Here is a 19,558-nt window from a genome sequence, read left to right on the forward strand (position 1 = left end):
CAGCACCCGCGACCAGACGATGACGAGAGGATGTCGATGACCATGGCCACCCTTGCCCACGATCCGGCCGGCACGTCCACGCCGGCGGAACTGGACGCCGCGACCCTGCGACAGGCCTTCGGGGCCTACCCCACCGGCGTGGTCGCGATCAGCGCGCTGCGCGGGGACGAGCCGGTCGGGTTCGCGGCGAGCTCCTTCGTCTCGATCTCGCTGGAGCCGCCCATGGTCGCCGTCAGCGTCGCCCGCACCTCCACCACCTGGCCGCGGCTGGCGCCGGCCCCGGTCGTGGGGCTGAGCGTGCTCAGCCACAGCCAGGGCGCGCTGTGCCGGCGCCTGGCCTCCCGCGAGGGCAAGCGCTTCGACGGCGTCGGGTGGACGGCGACGCCCGAGGGCGCCGTGCTCATCGAGGACGCCGCGCTGTGGCTGACCGCCAGGGTCGGCGCGACGTACGACGGCGGCGACCACGAGATCGTGCTCCTGGAGCTGCTGAGCGCCGAACTCTTCGCCGGCGTGGAGCCGCTCGTCTTCCACACCAGCCAGTTCCGCGAGCTCCTGCCCCATGCGTGAGACCCCCGTGCCCGTGACCCCGGACGCCCGCCCGCACCTCACCGGCACGGTGGTGCATGGCGCCGGCCGGGGCCACGGGCTCGGGTTCCCCACCGCCAACATCGCGGCCGGCCCGGACTCCCCGGTCCCGCCGGCCGCGGTGTACAGCGGCTGGGTGGTCCGCCACCGCACCGGCGCCGTCCACCCCGCGACGATCAGCGTCGGCTCCAACCCCACCTTCTGCGACACCGCCGACGTCCACGTCGAGGCGTACTGCCACGACCTCGACGAGGACGTCTACGGCGAGCGGGTCACCGTCTGGTTCGCCGAACGGATCCGCGACACCGTCAAGTTCCCCTCTCCCGCCGCCCTGGTACGGGCCGTGCGGGAGGACGTCCGGCGCTCCGAGGCCCTCCTCGCCTCGGACCACGGGCGGCGCGTCCGCGAGGACGCGCTCGCCGCGCACCGCGGCACCGCTCCCTGAGGCACCCGCGCACGGTCCTTCCCCCCACCACCGTCGCTCCACGCCTCGTCACCGGCCCCGTCCCGGGCCGCAGCTCACACCCAGGCTTGTTCCCCCAGCAAACAAAGGTGTTTGGTCATGAGCGCACTCCAGTGGCTGAACGAGCAGTTCAGCTTCTTCGGCATCCCCGTCTACTGGTCCGACTTCTTCGGCAACCTCCTGGCGCTCGCGACCGTCTGGCTCGCCCTGCGCCGCTCGCTCGTCGCCTGGCCGGTGCAGATCCTCGGATCGGTCCTGCTGCTGATCGCCAGCCTCAACGTCCACCTCGGCGGCAACGCCGCCCGACAGGTCGTCATCATCGCCTCGGCGTCCTGGGGCTGGGCCACCTGGCGGCGCAGCCGCCAGCAGGAGGGCACGATCAACGTCCGCTGGGCCTCCTGGCAGGAGCGCTCGGCCCTGATCGGCGTCATGGCCGTCGGCACCTTCGGGTTCGCCGCGCTGCTCAAGGCGACCGACGCCTCCTTCTACCCGGGCGCCCCCTGGTGGATGGTCCTCGCCGACGCCTGGATCTTCGTCGGCTCGATCCTGGCGATGTACACCCAGGCCCGCCGGTACGTGGAGTTCTGGTTCGTCTGGCTGGCCGTCGACCTGGTCGGCGTGCCGCTCGCCATCCACTCCGAGCTGTACTTCTCCGGCATCGTCTACGGGATCTTCTTCATCATGGTCCTCGTCGGCATCCGCGACTGGGCCTCGCACAGCAAGGGCCAGGAGATCGCCTCCCCGCTGGAGCCGGCCGTCGTCCTGGAGGGCCGCAACGACGCCACCTCCTCCACCAAGGCGTAACCGGCCACGGCCACGTCCTGCGAGCGGTTCCCGGCTCGCAGGACGTGGCGTCGGCGGCTTACGTGCCTCTGTGGATGAGCCTCTGGACGGAGGCGGGCGGGTCGGCGCCGAGGTCCTTGACGTGCGAGTCGGGGACGGCCGGCCCGTAGACCTGGCGGATCGGGAGCAGGCCACCCCACGCGTTGCCGCTGTCCCAGTCCCAGTCCTGCTGGTTCTCGTGCTCCGGCTCGGGGGCGTGGTGCCTCTTGACCCGCACCGTCGCGTTCTGCGTGAGGCTGACGGAGAGGACCCCGACGGTGGGGGTGTTCTTGCCGTCCGTGTCCAGTTCGCTCTCCTTTCCGCCCTGGCCGTCCTTGAGCGGGCGGAGCTCGGGCCACCGGCCCGGGATGACCTGGTTGCTGAGCGCCTCGAACGCCTTCGCGCGGTCCTTCGGATCGACCTTCCTCGCGGTTCCGTCCACCACCACGGAGCGGTAGTTGAGGGAGGTACTGATCGCCGCGCGTCCGACCAGGAGGCTGTCGAGGAGGGTGACGGTCAGACAGACGGGGACTCCGTCGTCCTTCCAGAGCTGTCGCAGCGAGGGCTTCAGCTTCAGCGCCGGCGGCCAGTCGAGGGAGCCGTGCAGATAGAGCAGCTTCTCGTTCCCCTCCTCGTGGTACGCGTGAACCATCGGCACGCACCTCGGCCTGCCCGTGTCCGGGTCGACGTGGGCGAGGGTGCAGACGTAGCCCTCCTTGAGGATGGCGGTGGCCGCCGCCAGGTCCTCCGAATCCTTCGTCCGCTTGAAGTTCCCGCTCACTCCTTCTCCTGGTCGGCGTCCTGTTGGGCCTTGTCGAGGATCGCCTGGACCGCGCTCGTGGGGTCCTGGCCGTGGAAGGGGCGGTCGAAGAGCCAGTTGTAGAGCATCTCCCGGGAGATCTGCGGCTGGTAGGTCGGTACCTCGTGTCCGGAGTCGGGCACGGCGACCTGGGTGACGTTGTTCAGGGTGCGGACGAAGCCCTTCGGGTGCCCCTGCGCCTGCTTCCAGATCAACCGCTTGGCGTTGCGCCAGCCGTCCTTCATGATCTCGTCGAGGATCTCTTCGGTGCTCTGGTAGCCGCAGGCGGTGTCGAAGTCCCCCGTGTAGAGCAGGACCTTGTACTTCTCCTGCGCCTCGATGAGCTTGGTGTACAGCGGGGAGGCGTCCGCCATGATGTCGGCCTTCAGCGCGTCGGCCACCGGACCGGAGTTGTCCGCGAACTGCCACTCGTGGTCGACGTGCAGGGCCGTCTTGACGGCGTCGCTGTTCAGGTAGGCGGGCAACGCACCCACCGACAGGCCGTCCCAGCTGCGCACGTCGTAGAGGTAGAAGTTGCCCCCGAACGCCAGCACGGCGTTGACCAGGCCGTTCCCGAGATCGGTGGCCTTCTTCATCTTGCCGGCCCTGAGGGCCTCCTGGAAGTTGGCGTAGCCGAAGTCCAGGACGTCCTTCTGGCCCAGGCCGAGGAATCCGGACGCGTAGGCGTAGTCGATCATGACGCGGATGGAGAGCTCCGGCCTGATCCAGCCGTTGCCCACGGCGATGCCGGCCAGGTTGAGGTGCGTTCCGGTGCTGCTGCGGTTCTGCTCGTGGATCTTCTTGGCGATGTAGGGCACGTACTTGCCGGCGTAGCTCTCACCGCAGACGTACAGGGGACACTTCAGGTACTCCGGGTACGTCGCGAAGAACTGCTGCAGCGCCAGCCAGAACATCTGGCTGAGGGTCTCCTCGTCCTTGACGTACGTCTTGTCGCCGGCGCAGTAGCTGTATCCCGAGCCGATGGGCTGGTCCCAGTAGAGGACGTGGGCCTCCTGGTTCCAGGTGTCGGGGCTGACCGAGATGGATCCGGCCGCGTCGTCGCCGATGCGCAGCGGGCCGTTCTCGAGGAACAGTCCCGCGAGCGAGGAGGCGCCGGGCCCGCCGTTGAGCCAGATCAACAGGGGCGTCTGCTCGATCAGCTCCTTCTGCTTGTCCGCGTCGATGTCGGGGTCACAGGTCTGGCTCTCGAAGAACCAGTAGAACAAATGGCTCTCCGGAATGTCCGGGATGCTGACGTCCGCGTACCCGGCGTAGGACCGGACGGTCTTCGGGAGTCCTTCCTCCTCCTTCTTCTCCGGGTCGGGGTAGAAGTGGAGCGTCTGGGTGTTGGCGACGTTCGCCGGGATCGAGTACACGGGCTGACGGGGCATGGGGCACCTTCCGTTGCGGGGTGGGGGGTCAGGACGCCGGCGTGACGCGCCCGGGCAGCGGGCGGACGTAGCGCTCGAAGTGGCGCTTGGTGTGCTCGACCTCCTGGAGGACCCCGATGCGCTGGCCCATGAGCAGCTGGAGCGCGGGGAACCGACCCGCCTCGAACAGCAGGATGTTCAGCGAGCCGCCGTACTGGAAGTAGCCGATCTCCTCGCCCTTCTTCACCTCGACCGGGGCCGACTTCTCGTCGATCCTCCGGAACTTCTCCTGGAACTTCACGGAGCCGATCGAGTTGAGGCCGACGGGTACCAGGGCGACGTAGCCGTCGCCGTTCGGCTTTCCCTCGTGGTCCAGGTACGGTGTCTCGATGATGGCGTAGCCGCGGCGGAAGTCCTCGAAGAGGCTGTAGTCGTACCCGTAGCCGACGTTCCCCTTGTTGAGCAGGTCCGGGAAGTCCCGGATCCCGTAGTAGACGCCGTGGACGTCCTCGCTGGACTCCACCACCTTGCCGCCGACCGGGGCGTGGTAGCGGTGGTAGGTGTCGGGCATGAGGATGCACGACACGGCCGTGCCGCCGATGAAGTTCTCGGCGTACTTGGAGCCGTTGAGCAGTCTGCTCACGCTCATGGTGACGGCGGCCTTGATCGGGAGCGGTGTGTCGGGCGCCAGGTTGTCGACGACCATGTTGATGACGCAGTCGGTCGGAGCGGTCACGACGCTGGGGTCGTCGGGGTGGTCGATCGGCCGGGCACCGGGCTTCAGTTCCCTGATGAAGAACTTGTTGAGGGTCGACCAGTCGCCCTTCTTGAAGTCGGCCATCCGCTTCGGGCCGAGTTCGTCGATCCACTGCTGGACCAGTTTCTCGGAATCCTCGGAATCCATCTGCTTGCCCTGCAGCTGCGTGAAGTCGGCCAGCACGTCACGCCCTGATTCGCTGGTCACGAACGCGAGCCCGGCGGCGTTCTCGTAGCTGATCCAGCTGAATTTCCGGATGTACTTCAGGCCGTCGGAGATGGGCTGCTTCCAGCCCCAGTCGTACCACTCGACGAAGAATTCGGCCAGGGTCTTTCCGTTCGCTCCCCGCCAGTCCTTGTAGACGTCCGAGTCCGGGTAGACCGTGGGCGGCGTCAGACCCCTGATCGCCGCGTCGAACTTCTTCCTGAAGTCGCTCTTTTCGTCATCGTAGAGCTTCTCGACCTTCTCCTTGAACTCCTTGATGTTCTGCGAGGTCACGTCCTGGCGTCCTTCCGCACGGTGGGGTTCTCCGGCGCTGCTGCGCCCTCACCAGTACGTCCCGATCAGCGGAGAACCGCGCCCGCGGCTAGGCCGTTCGTCTGGAAACCACCTCCGCCCGGCGGTACGGCGCGTGTCGTGCCCGGCCGTGGGTGGTCCTGAAGTCGTCGCGGTGGAGGGGCACCTCGGCGGGGGATCGCGGTACCGGTGGCGGATGTGACGACGCGACGGCCCGGCGCGGGAAGCCCCCCGCGCCGGGCCGTCCGGTCCGTCCGGCGACGGATCACCCGCGCCGGTCGAACAGTGGCACCCGCACCGGTTCCGGTCGGGCGGCGCCGGCCCGGCCCGACAGCGAGGAGTCCTGCGGCGACAGCATCAGCGCGATGCCGCCGAGGGCGAGCAGCACCAGGATCGCCACCGCGAGCGGAGTGATGAACTGTGAGGCCGGCAGGCCACCGATCGGAGTGCGGTCGTCCAGTACGACCGAGACCGCCGCCATGCCGGTGTAGTGCATGGAGACCACGGCGACTCCGGCGATCAGCGCCGAGGCCAGCGAGGCGAGCAGGCCGGTGATGTTCAGCGTCATCCACAGGGCGACGGTGGACGCGGCCACCGCGATCGCGACCGAGGCGGCCACGGTGGCCGGGTCGTAGGAGACCTGCCCCTGGACGTGCATCGCGGTCATGCCGAGGTAGTGCATCGCCGCCACGCCCAGGCCCATCACCGTCCCGCCGACCAGCAGGGTGGACAGGCCGCGCGGCCGGTAGCCGACGTAGAGGATGCCGAGACCGCAGACCGCGATCGCCAGCAGCAGGCTGCACAGCGTCAGCGGCACGTTGTAGAGGATGGTCGAGCCTGTGACGGTGAAGCCGAGCATCGCGATGAAGTGCATCGTCCAGATGCCGCAGCCGATCTCGGCGGCGCCGAGCAGCAGCCAGCCGAGCCGACGGCGCGGCGGCAGGTCCAGGGCGCGGACGGTGCAGCGGAGGCCGAGTGCGGCTCCGAGGCAGGCGACCAGGTAGGACAGGACCGGGTTGATCCAGCCGTAGTGGAAGCCGTCGATGGGGGCGGTGTGGGGGTGCATGGAGGTACCTGGGCTGACGTTCGTTGGCGGATGCGGACGGGAATGGACCGCGCCGGGGGAGGGGCGGCGCGGGCTTCCGGTTCCAGGGGTACACGAAGGATTCGAACCCCCGGGGAAGCCGGGTTGAAGGGGAGTGGTCCACCGGTCGGCGGGGCCCGGGTACCCGGGCCGCGGCCGCACCCGCTCCGGTCGGTGTGCCGTCACCTCGCTGCTCGAAGGCCCCGGTTCGGTGAACCTCGTGGTACGCCCGGAGTCGAGGGTCACGGGCGGTGCCACGGGGGCGGCAGGGCTCTGCCGGGGCCTTGCGTGCGGACACATACTAACGACCCCCGCCGGTCAAGGACCTGACGGGGGTGTTCGGGGGTTGTTTCGTGAAGGGTTTCGGGTGGACGGACCGTCGGCCGTGGTCCGGCGTCGGCCGCACCGACCGGGCGCAGCCCCGGTGCGGCCGACGCCGGACCCGGGTCAGTGCGAGGTGGTCCGGCCCAGGCGGGCGGTCAGGAGGTTCGGGTCCTGCTGGGTGACGTACGCGGCGTCCGCGATCCAGACGCGGTCGCCGCGGACGGCGAGGGAGGTGGGGTTCTGCAGGCCGTCCGAGTGGTCGAGCGCGATGGTGTGGGTGCCGTCGCCGGCGATCAGCGCGATCTCGCTGCTGCCGTTGAGGGCGGCCAGGATCTGGTCGCCGCGGCCGGTGAAGGCGAAGTCGTCGATGCTGGGCAGACCGGTGGCGACGACCCGGGCCGGGCCGGCGGTGCCGTCGCCCCGGATCGGGATGCGCAGCAGGGTGCCGTTGTCGAGGTTGGAGACCCAGGCGGCGTGGTCGTGGATCTTGATGCCGTTGGCGCCGAGGAAGCCGTTCGGCTGCAGGGCGGTGCCGGTGGCCCACCGGACGGCGGTGCCCCCGCCCGGGGGGATCCGCCAGACGGTGCCGAGGACGGAGTCCGCGGCGTACAGGAAACCGGTGCGCCCGTCCCGGGCGAGGCCGTTGGGCAGGGCGTCGGCGGGCAGGGCGGTGACGCGCTCGGGGGTGCCGCCGGGGGCGAGCCGCCAGATGCCGGTGAGGTCGGCGGTCCCGGTCGCGTAGATGAAGGAGAGGACGCCGTCGTCCGCGCGCACGACGCCGCCGAGGAACGGGGCCGTCAGGGCCGGGGTGGCCGAACCCGGGGCCGGGGCGGGCAGGGTGGCGAGGACGCGGACGGCGCCGTGGCGGTCGATCTCGGCCAGCTGACGGGAGAAGGCGAAGGTCACGACGGTGTTGCCGTTCGGCAGCACGGTGATGTTCTCCGGCTGCTGGCCCCGGGCGAGGTCGAGGTGGGCTATCGCCGTGGGGGTGCTCAGCGGGGGAGCGGCGGCCCGGGCGGGCGTCACGGCGACGGTCGAGGCCGTCGCGGCCAGCGCCACCGCGGCGACCCGGAGGAGGGGAGTGGTACGCATGGTGCGGTTCCTTTGCGTTCGGGCGGACGGGGAATCAGGAATCGACGCCACGTGTGGAGTCGTCTCAGCCTAGGGAGGCACCGCCCCGCGTGTTGGCCTTTCGGCGTACGGCGGTTGGCCCCGTCGGGTCCTTCCCGGCAGGGCCGTGCCGGGCCGTCCCACAAAAACTTAGAAACTCAAGGTTTTGGGGTTCCCGGCGCTCCGGGTGCCTCGTAGACTCCGCTCATGACCAAGCCGAGAGGCCATTACGCCAAAACCTCCTCGAAGCGGCAGCAGATCATCGAGGCCGCGCTCGCCGCCTACGCCGAGGCGGGCAGCCGCAAGGTGTCGGTGCGCGACATCGCCCAGCGGGTCGGGATGACCGATGCCGGGGTCCTGCACCACTTCGGCGGCCGGGAGGCCCTGCTCACGGCCGTGCTCGCCGCCCGCGACGCCGCCGCGGAGGAGCGGTTCGGCGCGTTCGAGGCCCGCAGCGCGGGCGACTTCCTGCAGGTCCTGGCGGCCAACGCGTCGACCCCCGGTCTGGTCAAGCTCTTCGTGGACCTCGCCGCGGCCGCCGCCGAGCCGGACCACCCGGCCCATGACTACTTCGGCGAGCGCTACGACCGCTACCGCCGGCGGTTCGCCGAGCAGCTCGTCGCGCAGGCCTCCGCCGGGCCGGCCCCGGACGGACCGGTCGCCGACGGACCGGTCCCCGACGAGTGGGCGGGCGCCGTGGACGCGGACCGCGCGGCCGAAGCCGCCTGGGCGGCCCGGATCCTGATCGCCGCGACGGACGGCCTGCAACTCCAGTGGCTGCTCGACCCCCGGATCGACATGGCCGACGACATCCGCCGCCTCGCCGACGTGCTGCTGAACGCCCCGGGGGACCGCGACCGCCCGGCGGGCTGACCGCACGCCGCAGCAGCCCTCCTTCGGCGGTGCGCCGCCCCCTCACCACCCTCCCTCACCACCCGCGCCCACCGCCCCGCCCCCCGAGCGGGCCCGTGACGGCACTTCCCCGAGGACACCCATGGACACGGACGTCATCATCGTCGGAGCCGGCCTGGCCGGACTCACCGCCGCCCACGAACTCACCTCCCGGGGACGCCGGGTGATCCTGGTCGACCAGGAGAACGCCGCCAACCTCGGTGGCCAGGCCTGGTGGTCGTTCGGCGGACTGTTCCTGGTGGACTCGCCCGAACAGCGCCGGATGCGGGTCAAGGACTCCTTCGAGCTCGCCTGGAGCGACTGGCGGGGCAGTGCGCGGTTCGACCGGCAGGAGGACGAGGACAGCTGGGCGGTGCGCTGGGCCCGGGCGTACGTCGAGTTCGCGGCCGGCGAGAAGCGTTCCTGGCTGGCCGGACACGGGCTGCGCTTCCTGCCCACGGTCGGCTGGGCCGAACGCGGCGACCTGCGCGCCGACGGGCACGGCAACTCCGTCCCCCGCTTCCATGTCGCCTGGGGCACCGGGACCGGCGTCGTCGAGCCCTTCGCCCGCTACGCCCGGCAGGCCGCCGCCGACGGGCTGCTGACCTTCCGCCACCGGCACCGGGTCGACGCACTCGTCGTCACCGACGGCGCGGTGACGGGTGTGCGCGGTCGTGTCCTGGCCGACGACGACTCGGTGCGCGGCGCGGCCTCCAACCGTGACGAAGTCCGCGACTTCGAACTCACCGCCCAGGCCGTCGTGGTGGCCGCCGGCGGTATCGGCGCCAACCACGACCTGGTCCGCGCCCACTGGCCCGCCCGGCTGGGCGCCCCGCCCCGGCACATGGTCACCGGCGTCCCCGCCTACGTGGACGGCCGGATGCTCGCCATCACCGCCGAGGCCGGGGCGCGCCTGGTCAACAGCGACCGGATGTGGCACTACACCGAGGGCCTACACAACTGGAACCCCGTCTGGCCCGGCCACGGCATCCGGATCCTGCCCGGCCCCTCCTCGATGTGGTTCGACGCGCTGGGCCGCCGGCTGCCCGAGCCCTGCCTGCCCGGCTACGACACCCTGGGCACCCTGCGCCACCTGCGCACCGACCCCGAACTGGCCGGGCACGACCACTCCTGGTTCGTGCTCACCCAGAAGATCATCGAGAAGGAGTTCGCCCTCTCCGGCTCCGAACAGAACCCCGACATCACCGCCGGCGACCGCACGGCCTTCGTGCGCGAGCGCCTGCTGAGCAAGGGCGCGCCCGCCCCGGTCGAGGCGTTCAAACGGCACGGCGAGGACTTCGTCACCGCCGCGACGCTGGAGGACCTGGTCGCGAGGATGAACGCGCTGACCGAGCGCCCGCTGCTGGACGCGACGACGATGCGCCGTCAGATCGAGGCCCGGGACCGGCAGTTGGCCAACCCCTTCGGCAAGGACGCCCAGATCCAGGGGATCCACAACTCCCGCCGCTACCTCGGCGACCGGCTCGGCCGCACCGCCGCGCCGCACCGGCTGCTCGACCGGGCCGCGGGCCCGCTGATCGGCGTCAAGCTGCATGTGCTCACCCGCAAGACGCTCGGCGGCATCCAGACCGACCTGGCCTCCCGTGCGCTCGGCGCCGACGGCACGCCGGTGCCGGGGCTCTACGCGGTCGGTGAGGCCGCCGGGTTCGGCGGCGGCGGCGTCCACGGCTACAACGCGCTGGAAGGCACCTTCCTCGGGGGCTGCCTGTTCTCCGGTCGCGCGGCCGGCCGCGCCGCGGCGGAGGCCACCGTCTGACCGCAGCCCCCGGCGCCCGCCGCCGCCTCGGCCGCCACGCCGACGACCTCGCCGCGCTCCGGTGCGCACGCGCAGGACATGGCGGCGGGCCCTGCCGACCCGTCGTCCTGAGCCGTCCCCCGGGCACCGCCGGGAGGGCGGCGCGATGGGTTTTTGGCCACCGAAGGGCGTGTTTCCGGCAGGTCGGGTCGGGACTTGCCGGTGTTGTGACGTCCGGGTTGTCCGGTTCGGTGATCGATGGTTACCTCGGTCCTCGTGACATCGTTGGTATCAGGCAAATCATTCAGAACTGACGTCACGTCAGAAGCGGACGGGCCGTCAAGAAACGTGCGGCACAAGGGTTCAAGATCGAGTCCTGATGAAGCATCAGGAAACCCACTCGGCCCCCGGGTGCGCCCGGAGGAGGCCGTCCCGGTGGCGGTGGACGAGCGGGACCGGTGCTTCTTCGACCACCCGCTCGACCATGTGCCCGGGATGGTGCTGGTGGCCGCGATCCTGGACGAGGTCCGGGCGCTGGCACCGCGGCGGGCGGGCGCGGCCGACGGGCGGATGCGGCTGTCGCTGACCTTCGACCGGATGTGTGAGCTGGGCCGGCCGGTCTGGCTGCACAGCGAGCCCGCCGCGGCCGACGGCGGACCGGCGTGGCGGCTGCTGGCCGTGCAGGACGGGGCGACCGTCTGCCGGGCCTCGGTCGCGCTCGAAGGCGGCGGGCCGGTCGTCCCGGCCGGGGCCGTCCGGGCCCTGCTCGCCGGCCCCGGCCGGGAGGGCGGCGCGCCCGCGGACCAGGCCCTGGTCCACCGCCGGCGGCCGGAGAACGTGCTGGTGGGCGGGCCGGCGCGGGTCGAACGGGCGGCCGTGCTGGTGCCCCCGCCGGGACACCGGCTGGCGGGCGCCGGGGCGCACACCCCGGCCGCGCTGATCGAGTCGGCCCGGCAACTGGCGACACTGCTGGGCCACACGGCCCACGGCCGGGACGCCGACGCGCAGATGCTCTGGCTGTCGCTGGAGGCGGACCTGCCGACCGGCCTGCCGGCGACGGTGCCGCTGGAGCTGTGGTGGGAGTTCGTACCGGCGCGCGGCCTGCGGTCGGTGTTCCGGTTCGTGGTGGTGGACGTGGAGAGCGGCGAACGGCACGGACGCCTGGAGATCGGTGTCCAGACCCTCAGCCGTGCCGGTTATCTGAAGCGGAGGGCGGCCCGATGAGTACGGTGGAACCGATGGCGGGCGGCGCGGGATCGCCCTGGGCGGTGCGCGCGCCGCGACTGCTGTTCGTGCTCGCGGTCCTCGCGGTCGGTACCGGTCTGGTGGTCCACCTGCGGCACGCGGGCGACCCGGTGGACCTGGTCGCGGCCGTGCTGGCCGCCTGCTACCTGGGCTGGCTGGCGGTCGAGATCCCGGTGACCTTCCGCAGCTCCGGCGCCGCGCCGCGCGAGTCGGCGACCCTGCTGCTCTACGCGGCGGCCCGGATCGCGACGGTCTCCGCGGCCGTGCTCGGTCCGCTGCCCTGGGACGACTGGTCGCCGCTGCTGCTGGTCCCGGCGGCGGTGTTCGTCGGCGGAGTCGTGCTGCGCCAGGTCGCGATCCACACCCTGGGCCGGTTCTACTCCCACCACGTCACCCGCCAGAGCGACCACCAGGTGGTCACCTGGGGCGTCTACCGCTTCATCCGCCACCCCGCCTACGCCGGGATGCTGTCGGCGCACCTCGGCTTCGTCGCGTTCTTCCTGAACCCGCTGAGCGCCGTCCTGCTGGTCGCGCTCTGCGCCGCGATCACCTTCCGGATCCGCACCGAGGAGCGGATGCTGGCGCACATCCCCGGCTACCGCGCCTACGCGGACGGCCACGCCCGCCTCGTGCCGGGGCTGTGGTGAGCGCGCCCGCCCGCCCGGCGCGGGTCCGGCTGCCGGCGACCCCGGACGAACTGCTGACGACCACCCGCTCGGTGCGTCTGCGCCTGGACCCGACGCGCCCGGTGGACCTCGACCTGGTGCGCGCCTGCGTGGAGATCGCGCTGCAGGCGCCCAACGGGGGCAACACCCAGCGCTGGCACTGGCTGGTGGTGGCCGACGACGACCTGCGCAAGCGCGTCGCGGAGGTCTACCGGCGGGTCTTCGAGGTCCGCTACCCGCCGTCGGCCTCCGCCGGTACGTCCGGGGTCGGGGTGACCGACCGGATGCTGACCGGCGGCCGGCACCTGGCCGAGCACCTGCACGAGGTGCCGGTCCTGGTGATCCCCTGCCTGGACCTCGGCGGCCGGCCGCTGCCCGAGGGCAACCAGGCGGGCGTGTGGGGCTCGCTGCTGCCGGCCGCCTGGAGCTACATGCTCGCCGCGCGCGCCCGCGGCCTCGGCACGACGTGGACCACGGTGCACCTGGACGCGGAGCGGGAGGTCGCCGACATCCTCGGACTGCCGGACGGCGTGCGCCAGGGGGCGCTGATCCCCACCGCGCACGTGGTGGGGGACGGATTCGGACCGGCGCCGCGCCGGTCCGTCGACAGTGTGCTGCACCTGGACGGCTGGGGCGGCGCGGAATGGGGCGGTGGGTCGGATGACTGAGCTCGTGGTGACCGCGGCGGCCGACGGCGCCGCGCTGGCCGACGCCGCGCGGGTGGGCCACAAGTTCGCCCGTCAGGAGCTGCTGCGGCAGGCCGGGTTCCGGGTGCCGGAGTTCTTCTGCCTGCCCGCCGCCGCCTTCGACCGGGCCCTGGACGCGCTGCGCCCCGCGCTGCCGCCGCTGCCGGCCGACGGCGCCGCGCGGGACGCCGTCGAGGCCTGGTGCGCGGCGGCCCGCGAAGCGCTGGCCTCCTCGGCCCTGCCCCCGGCGCTCGCCGAGCGGGTCCGCAAGGAGTTCGCCGCGATCGCCGGGCCGGAGGGCCTGGTCGCGGTCCGGGCCTGCGTCGTGCCCGCCGGCTCGCCGCACGCCGACCCGCCGGAAGCCGCCTCGCCGGCCGGCCGCCCGGACGAGGAGATGGGGGAGGACAGCGCCGTCGACCCGTTCGCGGGCATGAGCGACAGCTTCCTCTACGTCGACGAGGACGGTCTGGCCGACGCCGTGGTGCGCTGCTGGGCCTCGGCCTTCAACGCCCAGGCGGTCCGCTACCGCATCCTGCGCGGACTCGACCCGCGCCGGGCCCGGGTCGCGGTCGGCGTGCAGCGGATGGTGCTCGGCACCCGGTCGTTCGTCGCGTTCACCCGTGACCCCCGGGACGGCTCGGCGCGCCGGGTGGTCGCGGCCGCGTACGGCATCGGCGAGGGCGTCGTCCAGGAGAAGGCGGACATCGACCACTTCTTCCAGGACCCGGCCACCGGCGCGGTGAGCGCCCGGACCGTGCACAAGCGGTGGTCGATGGGCCTGCCCGAGGGCGCCGCCTCCGGTACGCCGGTCCTGCTGCCGGTCGCCGGGGAGCTGGCGGACGTGCCGGTCCTCGACGACGACCAGGTGCGCGCGGTGGGGGAGTTGGCCGCGCGGGTGGAGGAGCTCTTCGGCGTCCCGCAGGACATCGAGGGCGCCCTCACCGAGGACGGCACCGTCCACCTGCTCCAGGCCCGCCCGATGGTCACCGCCCCGGCCGCCCCCGTCGACGCCGCGCCCGACGCCCGGGCCGAGGGGCCCGACGCCCCCGCCGAGGAGCCCGCCCGGGTCTACTGGGGCAACCACAACATCACCGAGAGCTTCCCCGGCGTCTCGGGCGCCCTCACCTACTCCCAGTCCCGCGAGTTCTACCGCCGCTCCTTCGCCGACCTCTACCGGCGGATGGGCGTGCCCGACTCCTGGGTGCGGGACAACGCGCACCGCCTCGCCCGGATGGTCGGCTACCTGGAGGGCCAGGTCTACTATCGGCTGGACGACTGGCAGGCCCTGCACGGGCAGATGCCGATGTTCGAACTGGTGCGCAAGGGCTGGGAACAGGCGATGGGCATCACCGGCCCGGCCCGCGCCGAGCGCCGCTGGGCCGCCCCGGCGGTCGCCCGCGCGCTGCCGCGCCTCGCCTGGCGCAGCGTCGCGCACCCCTGGCAGGTGAAGGGCTTCCTGCGCTGGTGGGACCGGCAGATGGCGGAGGCGGAGACCGTCGGCGACTCGCCCGAGGAGCTGATCGCCTTCTACCGCCGGCTGTGGGAACGCGCCGGCGAGCGCTGGGGCGTCACCCTGGTCAACGCCTTCCTCGCCCTCGTGGTGCTCGGCGCGGGCGGCACCCTGCTGCGCCGCTGGACCGGCGAGGGCCCGCAGGTCCTGGTCGGACTGATGGGCGGCGGGCGGGAGAACCGTTCCCTTGAGGCCGTCCGCGCGGCCATGGCTCTGGCCGAACTCGTCGGCGGTGTCCCCGAGTTGCGCGCCGCCGTGCTCGACGACGCGGCCGACCCCGAGCAGCTCTGGCAGCAGATCGTCTCCGGCCGCCACGGGGTGGCCGTCGCCGACGCCGCCCGGGGCTACCTCGCCCGCTACGGCGACCGCGCGCTGCACGACCTCAAGCTGGAGGAGCCCACCCCCCGCCAGCGCCCGTGGACCGTGCTCGCCCTGATCCGCCCGCTGGTGCGCCAGGGGGCGACCGTGGCCGCCAACCGCGCCGACGAGCAGGCCGCCGCCCGGCGCGCCCGCGAGCGGCTGCGCGAGGTGTGCCCCAACCCGGCGCAGCGCGCCGTCCTGCTCGGCCTCACCTCGCTCGCCCGGGACCTCGCCCGGATCCGCGAGGACACCCGGTTCTGCCGCACCCAGCTGTTCGGCCTCTCCCGGGAGGTGATGTGGCGGCTCGGCGCGGAACTCGCCCGCACCGGCGTCCTGGACGACCGGCTCGACGTCGCCGATCTGACCGTCGAGGAGGTCATCGGCGCCTTCGACGGCACCGGGACGGTCCGCGACCTGCGCGCCCTGGTGGCGCTGCGCCGCGCCCAGCGCGAGGAGTGGGCCGGCAACCCGCAGCGGCCCGCCCTGCTGGGCACCCCGGCCGGCCTGCCGCTCGCCCGGGCCCTGCCGCACGCCGTGGCGGTGGACGCGGCCGGGGCCGTCGGCGACGGCCTGCTGCGCGGGATCGGCTCCAGCGGCGGCGTGGTCCGGGGCCGGGCGGCGGTGGTGCTCGACCCGTCCACCGACCCCGACCTCGCCACCGGGCGCATCCTGGTCGCCCGGGAGACCGACCCCGGCTGGCTGTTCCTGATGATGTCCGCCGCCGGCATGGTCGTCGAGCGCGGCACCCTGCTGTCGCACACCGCGATCACCGGCCGGCTGCTGGGCGTGCCCACCGTGGTCGCCGTCCCGCAGGCCACCACCGCGATCCAGGACGGCGCCTGGATCGAGATCGACGGCACCGCCGGGACCGTGCGCCTGCTCCCACCGGCCGAACAGCCCGCCGAACAGCCCGCCGAACCGGCCACGGAGCAGCCCGCCGAGCAGCCGGTCGACCAGCTCGCCGAACCGGTCGGCCCCACCGTCAGCACCGAGAAGGGCGAGACGCCATGACCGACCCGGCCCGCTTCCCGTTCCCGCCCGCCGGCGACGTCCGCCCGCCCGACGCCTACCACGGCCTGCGGCGCACCGGCACCCCGCACCCCGTCCAACTGTCCAGCGGGCAGCCCGCCCTGCTGGTCACCCGTCACCAGGACGTCACCGCCGTGCTCGGCGACGACCGCTTCAGCCGTGCCGGCTACACCGAGCTGGCCCGCCCGCTGTTCGCCCGCAAGACCGAGTCCGTCCTGCTGGCCACCGCCGACGCGCCCGACCACACCCGCCGCCGCCGAGCGATCCTGCCCGCCTTCACCGCGCGCCGGGTCCGGCTGCTGCGCCCCCGCCTGGAGGCCCTCGCCGAGCACCTGCTCGACGAACTGACCGGCGGCGCCCCCTCCGGCGAGGCCGACCTGGTCGGCGGCTTCACCGTGCCGTTCCCGATGCAGGTCATCTGCGAGGTGCTCGGCGTCCCGCTCGACGACGGCGCGATGCTGCGCGCGGAGGTCGACGTCCTGATGTCCACCTCCGGGCACACCCGCGAGGAGGTCGCCGCCACCCAGGCCCGGATGGACGACTACTTCACCGCCCTCGTCGCGGACAAGCGGCGCGCCGCCGCGGCCGGCACCCCGGCCGACGACCTGCTCACCAGGCTCGCCCTGCGCGCCGACGACGACCCCGGTCAACGGCTGTCCGACCGCGAGGTGGTGGCCCTCGGCTCCGGGATGCTGATGGCCGGCTACGAGACCACCGGCAACTCCTTCGGCATGTGCGTCCTGCTGCTCCTGCGCCACCCCGGGCTGGTCAGGACCCTGCGCGAGCGGCCCGAGCGGATCCCGGCCGCGGTCGAGGAGATGCTCCGCTTCACCTCCCTCAACAACACCGGCGGCGCGCCCCACCTGGTGACCGAGGACACCGAGCTGGGCGGCTGCCCGGTGGCGGCGGGGCGGATCGTCGTCCCGCTCACCGACGCCGCCAACCGCGACCCGGCGGTCTTCGCCGACCCGGACGCGTTCGACCCCGACCGCCCGGACGTCGCCGCCCACCTCGCCTTCGGCCACGGCCGCCACCTCTGCCTCGGGGCCGAACTCGCCCGCGCCGAACTGCGGATCGGCGTCGGCGCGCTGCTCCGCCGCTTCGACCAGCTGGAACTCGCCCTCCCGGAGGAGGAGCTGGAGTGGCGTCGGACGATGTTCATCAACGGCGTCTGGCGGCTTCCGGTCCGCTGGAGCGCCGCCGCACCCGCCGCGGGGCGGCCGGCATGACCCACCGGCCCACCCTCCCGGCCCCCTCCACCTCGCCCGCCGCGCCCGCCGCGCCCGCCGCACCGGCCCCGCTCGCCGCCCGGCTCGCCGCGTTCGTCCGCGGCAGCTTCCCGCTGCCGCTCTCCCTGGTGTTCGCCGCCGCCTGGGCGCTGGGCGCCACCGGCCTGTTCGCCGCCGCCGACGAACGCGTCACCCACTGGCGGCCCGGGTGGGGCACGGCGACGGCCGCCCTCACCGTCCTGGTCGACCTGCTCCTGCTGCGCGCCGCCGACGACCTGCGCGACCTGCCCTACGACCGGCGCCACAACCCGTCCCGTCCGCTGGCCCGCGGCGCCGTCCTGCCCCGCGACCTGTACGCGCTCGCCGCCGCCGGAGCCGCGCTGCTGCTCCTGCTCAACGCCGGCGACCGCCCCGCCCTGCTCCTGCTCGCCGCCCAGTTCGGCTACACCGCCCTGCTGGTGGGGGCCGAGCTGCGGCTCGGGTGGCCGCGCGGCGACGCGATGGTCACCGGCGTGCTGCTGAGCTCCCCGGTGCAGATCCTGCTCAACCTCTACCTCTACGCCGTGTTCCTGCACGACACCGGCGCGGACCCCGGCACCCTCGGGCAGGAGGCCCGCCACGTGCTCCCGCTGCTCGCGGTGATCATGCTGGCGGCCACCCACCACGAACTGGCCCGCAAGATCGTGCGCACGCCGGGCCCGCACGAGCGCAGCTACGTCCGGGTGTTCGGCCTGCGGACCACCGTCGCGCTGGCGCTCGGCTCCGCCGCCGGGTCCGCCGCCGTCTCCCTGGTGGTGCTGCGCCCCTGGTCGGGCGGAGCGGCGGGCTGGGGCTGGTCGGTGCTGCTGCCGCCGGTGCTCGTCGTGCTCGCCGCCCGCCGCTTCACCCGTACCGGGGCGGCACGCTGGCCCGTCGCGGCGGTGGCCGGCTACCTGCCGGCCGTCTTCGTCTGCCACCTGCTGACCGGCCTGGGGAGCACCTCATGAGGACGGACCACCTGTACATCGCCGGCCTGGCCGCGCACCTGCCCCGGCTCCGGCCGCTCACCGAGGAGGTCGCCGCCGGCCGGCCCGGCGCCGAACAGGCCCTGGCCGACGGCTGGACGAGCGTGTCGGTCGCCGACGACACCCCGGCGCCGGAACTCGCCGCCGAGGCCGCCCGGCTCGCCCTGAAACGCTCCGGCCTGCGGGCCGAGGACGTCCGGCTGGTGCTGCACGCCGGCACCTACCACCAGGGCCCGGACGGCTGGTACGCCGCCCACTACCTGCAGCACCACGTGCTCGGCGGCACGGCGCCGGCGATCGGCCTGGACCAGGGCTGCACCGCGATGCTGGACGCCGCCCGGCTGGCCCACGGCCACCTGGTCCACGCCCCGCAGCGGTCCGCCGTCCTGGTCACGGCGGCCGACAACTTCGGCGCCCCGGGCATCGACCGGTTCACCTACGCCCACGGCTTCGGCGCCGGCCGCGGCTCGATCCTCGGCGACGCGGGCTGCGCCGTGCTGCTGTCCGCCGCCGCGGGACCGCTGCGGATCCGCTCCGTCGCCCAGTCCTCGCTCTCCTCCTGGGAGCGGGTCTACCGGGGGACGGAGGACCTGTTCCCGCCGAGCCCGGCGGGCGGCACCAGGATCCCCATGGGCCTGCGGATGGGCGCCTACGCGGACCGGGTGACCGACCGTGACCTGCGCCTGAGCATGGCCCGCGACCTCACGCAGGCCCGCACCGACCTCGCCCGCCGGGCGATGGAGGAGGCGGGCGTCACCGCGGCGGACATCAGCCGGGTCGCCCATGTCTTCACCGGCCACCCCCGCTACCTGGAGGGCCTGCTGCGCCCGCTGGGCATCGACCCCGGGCGCGGCATGCTCGACCTCGGGCGCACGCTCGGCCATCTGGGCGCCTGCGACCAGTTCCTGTCGCTGGCCCACCTGGTGGACACCGGCGCGGTCGGCCCGGGCGACCACGTCCTGCTCCTCGGCAACGGCGCCGGCATCTCGCTGGCGGCGGCCGTCGTCGAGGTGCTGGACGACCCCGCCTGGTAGCCGCCCGGAGCCCTCCGCCCGGGGAGGGCGGAACCGGCCGTTCGTCGGCGGGAATCGGCCGTGGACGCGGCCACGGCCGGTGCCTCGCCCGCGCATGACGTAGTCATGTACATTGCCGCCCGACCCGGGCGGCCGTAGCAGCGCGGCCCCGCGTCCACCCCCGCACCAGGCCCCCGCACCAGGCACCCCGCACCACGCCACGGCACCACGTCACCGTACGGGCCACCGCATCCGCCGAGTGCGGAACCGCGGCGCGGGCCGCCGCCCGAGCGCACGTGCGTACCCAAGGACAGTGTCCCGTTCCGGCGATCACCCCTGG

General features: G+C 73.3%; 17 protein-coding genes. 12 read left to right on the forward strand and 5 right to left on the reverse strand.

Annotation, left to right across the window (positions count from 1 at the left end; genetic code table 11):
• The first annotated feature begins 42 nt into the window (after positions 1 to 42).
• The 3 genes from ABZW10_RS04435 to ABZW10_RS04445 all read left to right on the forward strand — a co-directional run bounded on the left by ABZW10_RS04435 (position 43) and on the right by ABZW10_RS04445 (position 1,852).
• Complete coding sequence (locus ABZW10_RS04435) at positions 43 to 567, forward strand: flavin reductase family protein (protein ID WP_355359714.1); 525 nt, start codon at positions 43 to 45, stop codon at positions 565 to 567.
• Positions 560 to 1,030 (forward strand): riboflavin kinase, encoded by a 471-nt coding sequence (locus ABZW10_RS04440; protein ID WP_355359717.1) that lies wholly within the window; start codon positions 560 to 562, stop codon positions 1,028 to 1,030. The genes ABZW10_RS04435 and ABZW10_RS04440 overlap by 8 nt, the downstream gene beginning before the upstream one ends.
• 117 nt (positions 1,031 to 1,147) lie before the next feature.
• Positions 1,148 to 1,852, forward strand: a complete 705-nt coding sequence (locus ABZW10_RS04445) for a nicotinamide mononucleotide transporter family protein (RefSeq protein WP_355359720.1) — start codon at positions 1,148 to 1,150, stop codon at positions 1,850 to 1,852.
• 58 nt (positions 1,853 to 1,910) lie between these two features.
• Here ABZW10_RS04445 and ABZW10_RS04450 read toward each other — a convergent pair whose 3' ends face one another.
• The 5 genes from ABZW10_RS04450 to ABZW10_RS04470 all read right to left on the reverse strand — a co-directional run bounded on the left by ABZW10_RS04450 (position 1,911) and on the right by ABZW10_RS04470 (position 7,812).
• Positions 1,911 to 2,651, reverse strand: coding sequence for a pyridoxamine 5'-phosphate oxidase family protein (locus ABZW10_RS04450; protein ID WP_355359723.1), 741 nt, complete (start codon positions 2,649 to 2,651; stop codon positions 1,911 to 1,913).
• Complete coding sequence (locus ABZW10_RS04455) at positions 2,648 to 4,060, reverse strand: hypothetical protein (RefSeq protein WP_355359726.1); 1,413 nt, start codon at positions 4,058 to 4,060, stop codon at positions 2,648 to 2,650. Before ABZW10_RS04455 ends, ABZW10_RS04450 begins: the two co-directional genes overlap by 4 nt.
• 28 nt (positions 4,061 to 4,088) lie before the next feature.
• Positions 4,089 to 5,294 (reverse strand): phosphatidylserine decarboxylase, encoded by a 1,206-nt coding sequence (locus tag ABZW10_RS04460; RefSeq protein ID WP_355359728.1) that lies wholly within the window; start codon positions 5,292 to 5,294, stop codon positions 4,089 to 4,091.
• Between the two features lie 283 nt (positions 5,295 to 5,577).
• Positions 5,578 to 6,378 (reverse strand): MHYT domain-containing protein, encoded by an 801-nt coding sequence (locus tag ABZW10_RS04465; RefSeq protein ID WP_355359731.1) that lies wholly within the window; start codon positions 6,376 to 6,378, stop codon positions 5,578 to 5,580.
• A 465-nt stretch (positions 6,379 to 6,843) separates the two neighbouring features.
• Positions 6,844 to 7,812, reverse strand: coding sequence for a hypothetical protein (locus tag ABZW10_RS04470; protein WP_355359734.1), 969 nt, complete (start codon positions 7,810 to 7,812; stop codon positions 6,844 to 6,846).
• Positions 7,813 to 8,037: 225 nt separating this feature from the next.
• Between ABZW10_RS04470 and ABZW10_RS04475 the strand changes: the two genes are divergently transcribed.
• From ABZW10_RS04475 to ABZW10_RS04515, 9 genes are all read left to right on the forward strand, one after another.
• On the forward strand, positions 8,038 to 8,703 hold the full coding sequence (locus ABZW10_RS04475; protein WP_355359737.1) for a TetR/AcrR family transcriptional regulator: 666 nt from the start codon (positions 8,038 to 8,040) through the stop codon (positions 8,701 to 8,703).
• A 121-nt stretch (positions 8,704 to 8,824) separates the two neighbouring features.
• Positions 8,825 to 10,498: an FAD-binding dehydrogenase gene (locus tag ABZW10_RS04480; protein ID WP_355359740.1), complete on the forward strand. Its 1,674-nt coding sequence runs from the start codon at positions 8,825 to 8,827 to the stop codon at positions 10,496 to 10,498.
• A gap of 414 nt (positions 10,499 to 10,912) precedes the next feature.
• Complete coding sequence (locus ABZW10_RS04485) at positions 10,913 to 11,701, forward strand: AfsA-related hotdog domain-containing protein (RefSeq protein WP_355359743.1); 789 nt, start codon at positions 10,913 to 10,915, stop codon at positions 11,699 to 11,701.
• The gene (locus ABZW10_RS04490) at positions 11,698 to 12,369 is read left to right on the forward strand and encodes an isoprenylcysteine carboxylmethyltransferase family protein (RefSeq protein WP_355359746.1); all 672 of its coding nucleotides are present in this window, start codon (positions 11,698 to 11,700) and stop codon (positions 12,367 to 12,369) included. The genes ABZW10_RS04485 and ABZW10_RS04490 overlap by 4 nt, the downstream gene beginning before the upstream one ends.
• Positions 12,366 to 13,055, forward strand: a complete 690-nt coding sequence (locus ABZW10_RS04495; protein ID WP_355359749.1) for a nitroreductase family protein — start codon at positions 12,366 to 12,368, stop codon at positions 13,053 to 13,055. The genes ABZW10_RS04490 and ABZW10_RS04495 overlap by 4 nt, the downstream gene beginning before the upstream one ends.
• On the forward strand, positions 13,048 to 15,954 hold the full coding sequence (locus ABZW10_RS04500; protein WP_355359752.1) for a PEP/pyruvate-binding domain-containing protein: 2,907 nt from the start codon (positions 13,048 to 13,050) through the stop codon (positions 15,952 to 15,954). The genes ABZW10_RS04495 and ABZW10_RS04500 overlap by 8 nt, the downstream gene beginning before the upstream one ends.
• Positions 15,951 to 17,201 (forward strand): cytochrome P450, encoded by a 1,251-nt coding sequence (locus ABZW10_RS04505; RefSeq protein ID WP_355359755.1) that lies wholly within the window; start codon positions 15,951 to 15,953, stop codon positions 17,199 to 17,201. The genes ABZW10_RS04500 and ABZW10_RS04505 overlap by 4 nt, the downstream gene beginning before the upstream one ends.
• Positions 17,198 to 18,187, forward strand: a complete 990-nt coding sequence (locus tag ABZW10_RS04510; protein ID WP_355359758.1) for a hypothetical protein — start codon at positions 17,198 to 17,200, stop codon at positions 18,185 to 18,187. Before ABZW10_RS04505 ends, ABZW10_RS04510 begins: the two co-directional genes overlap by 4 nt.
• Positions 18,184 to 19,239, forward strand: coding sequence for a ketoacyl-ACP synthase III family protein (locus tag ABZW10_RS04515; RefSeq protein ID WP_355359761.1), 1,056 nt, complete (start codon positions 18,184 to 18,186; stop codon positions 19,237 to 19,239). Before ABZW10_RS04510 ends, ABZW10_RS04515 begins: the two co-directional genes overlap by 4 nt.
• The last annotated feature ends 319 nt before the right edge of the window (positions 19,240 to 19,558 follow it).

The organism is Kitasatospora sp. NPDC004723, from assembly GCF_040609255.1.
Taxonomy (GTDB): domain Bacteria; phylum Actinomycetota; class Actinomycetes; order Streptomycetales; family Streptomycetaceae; genus Kitasatospora.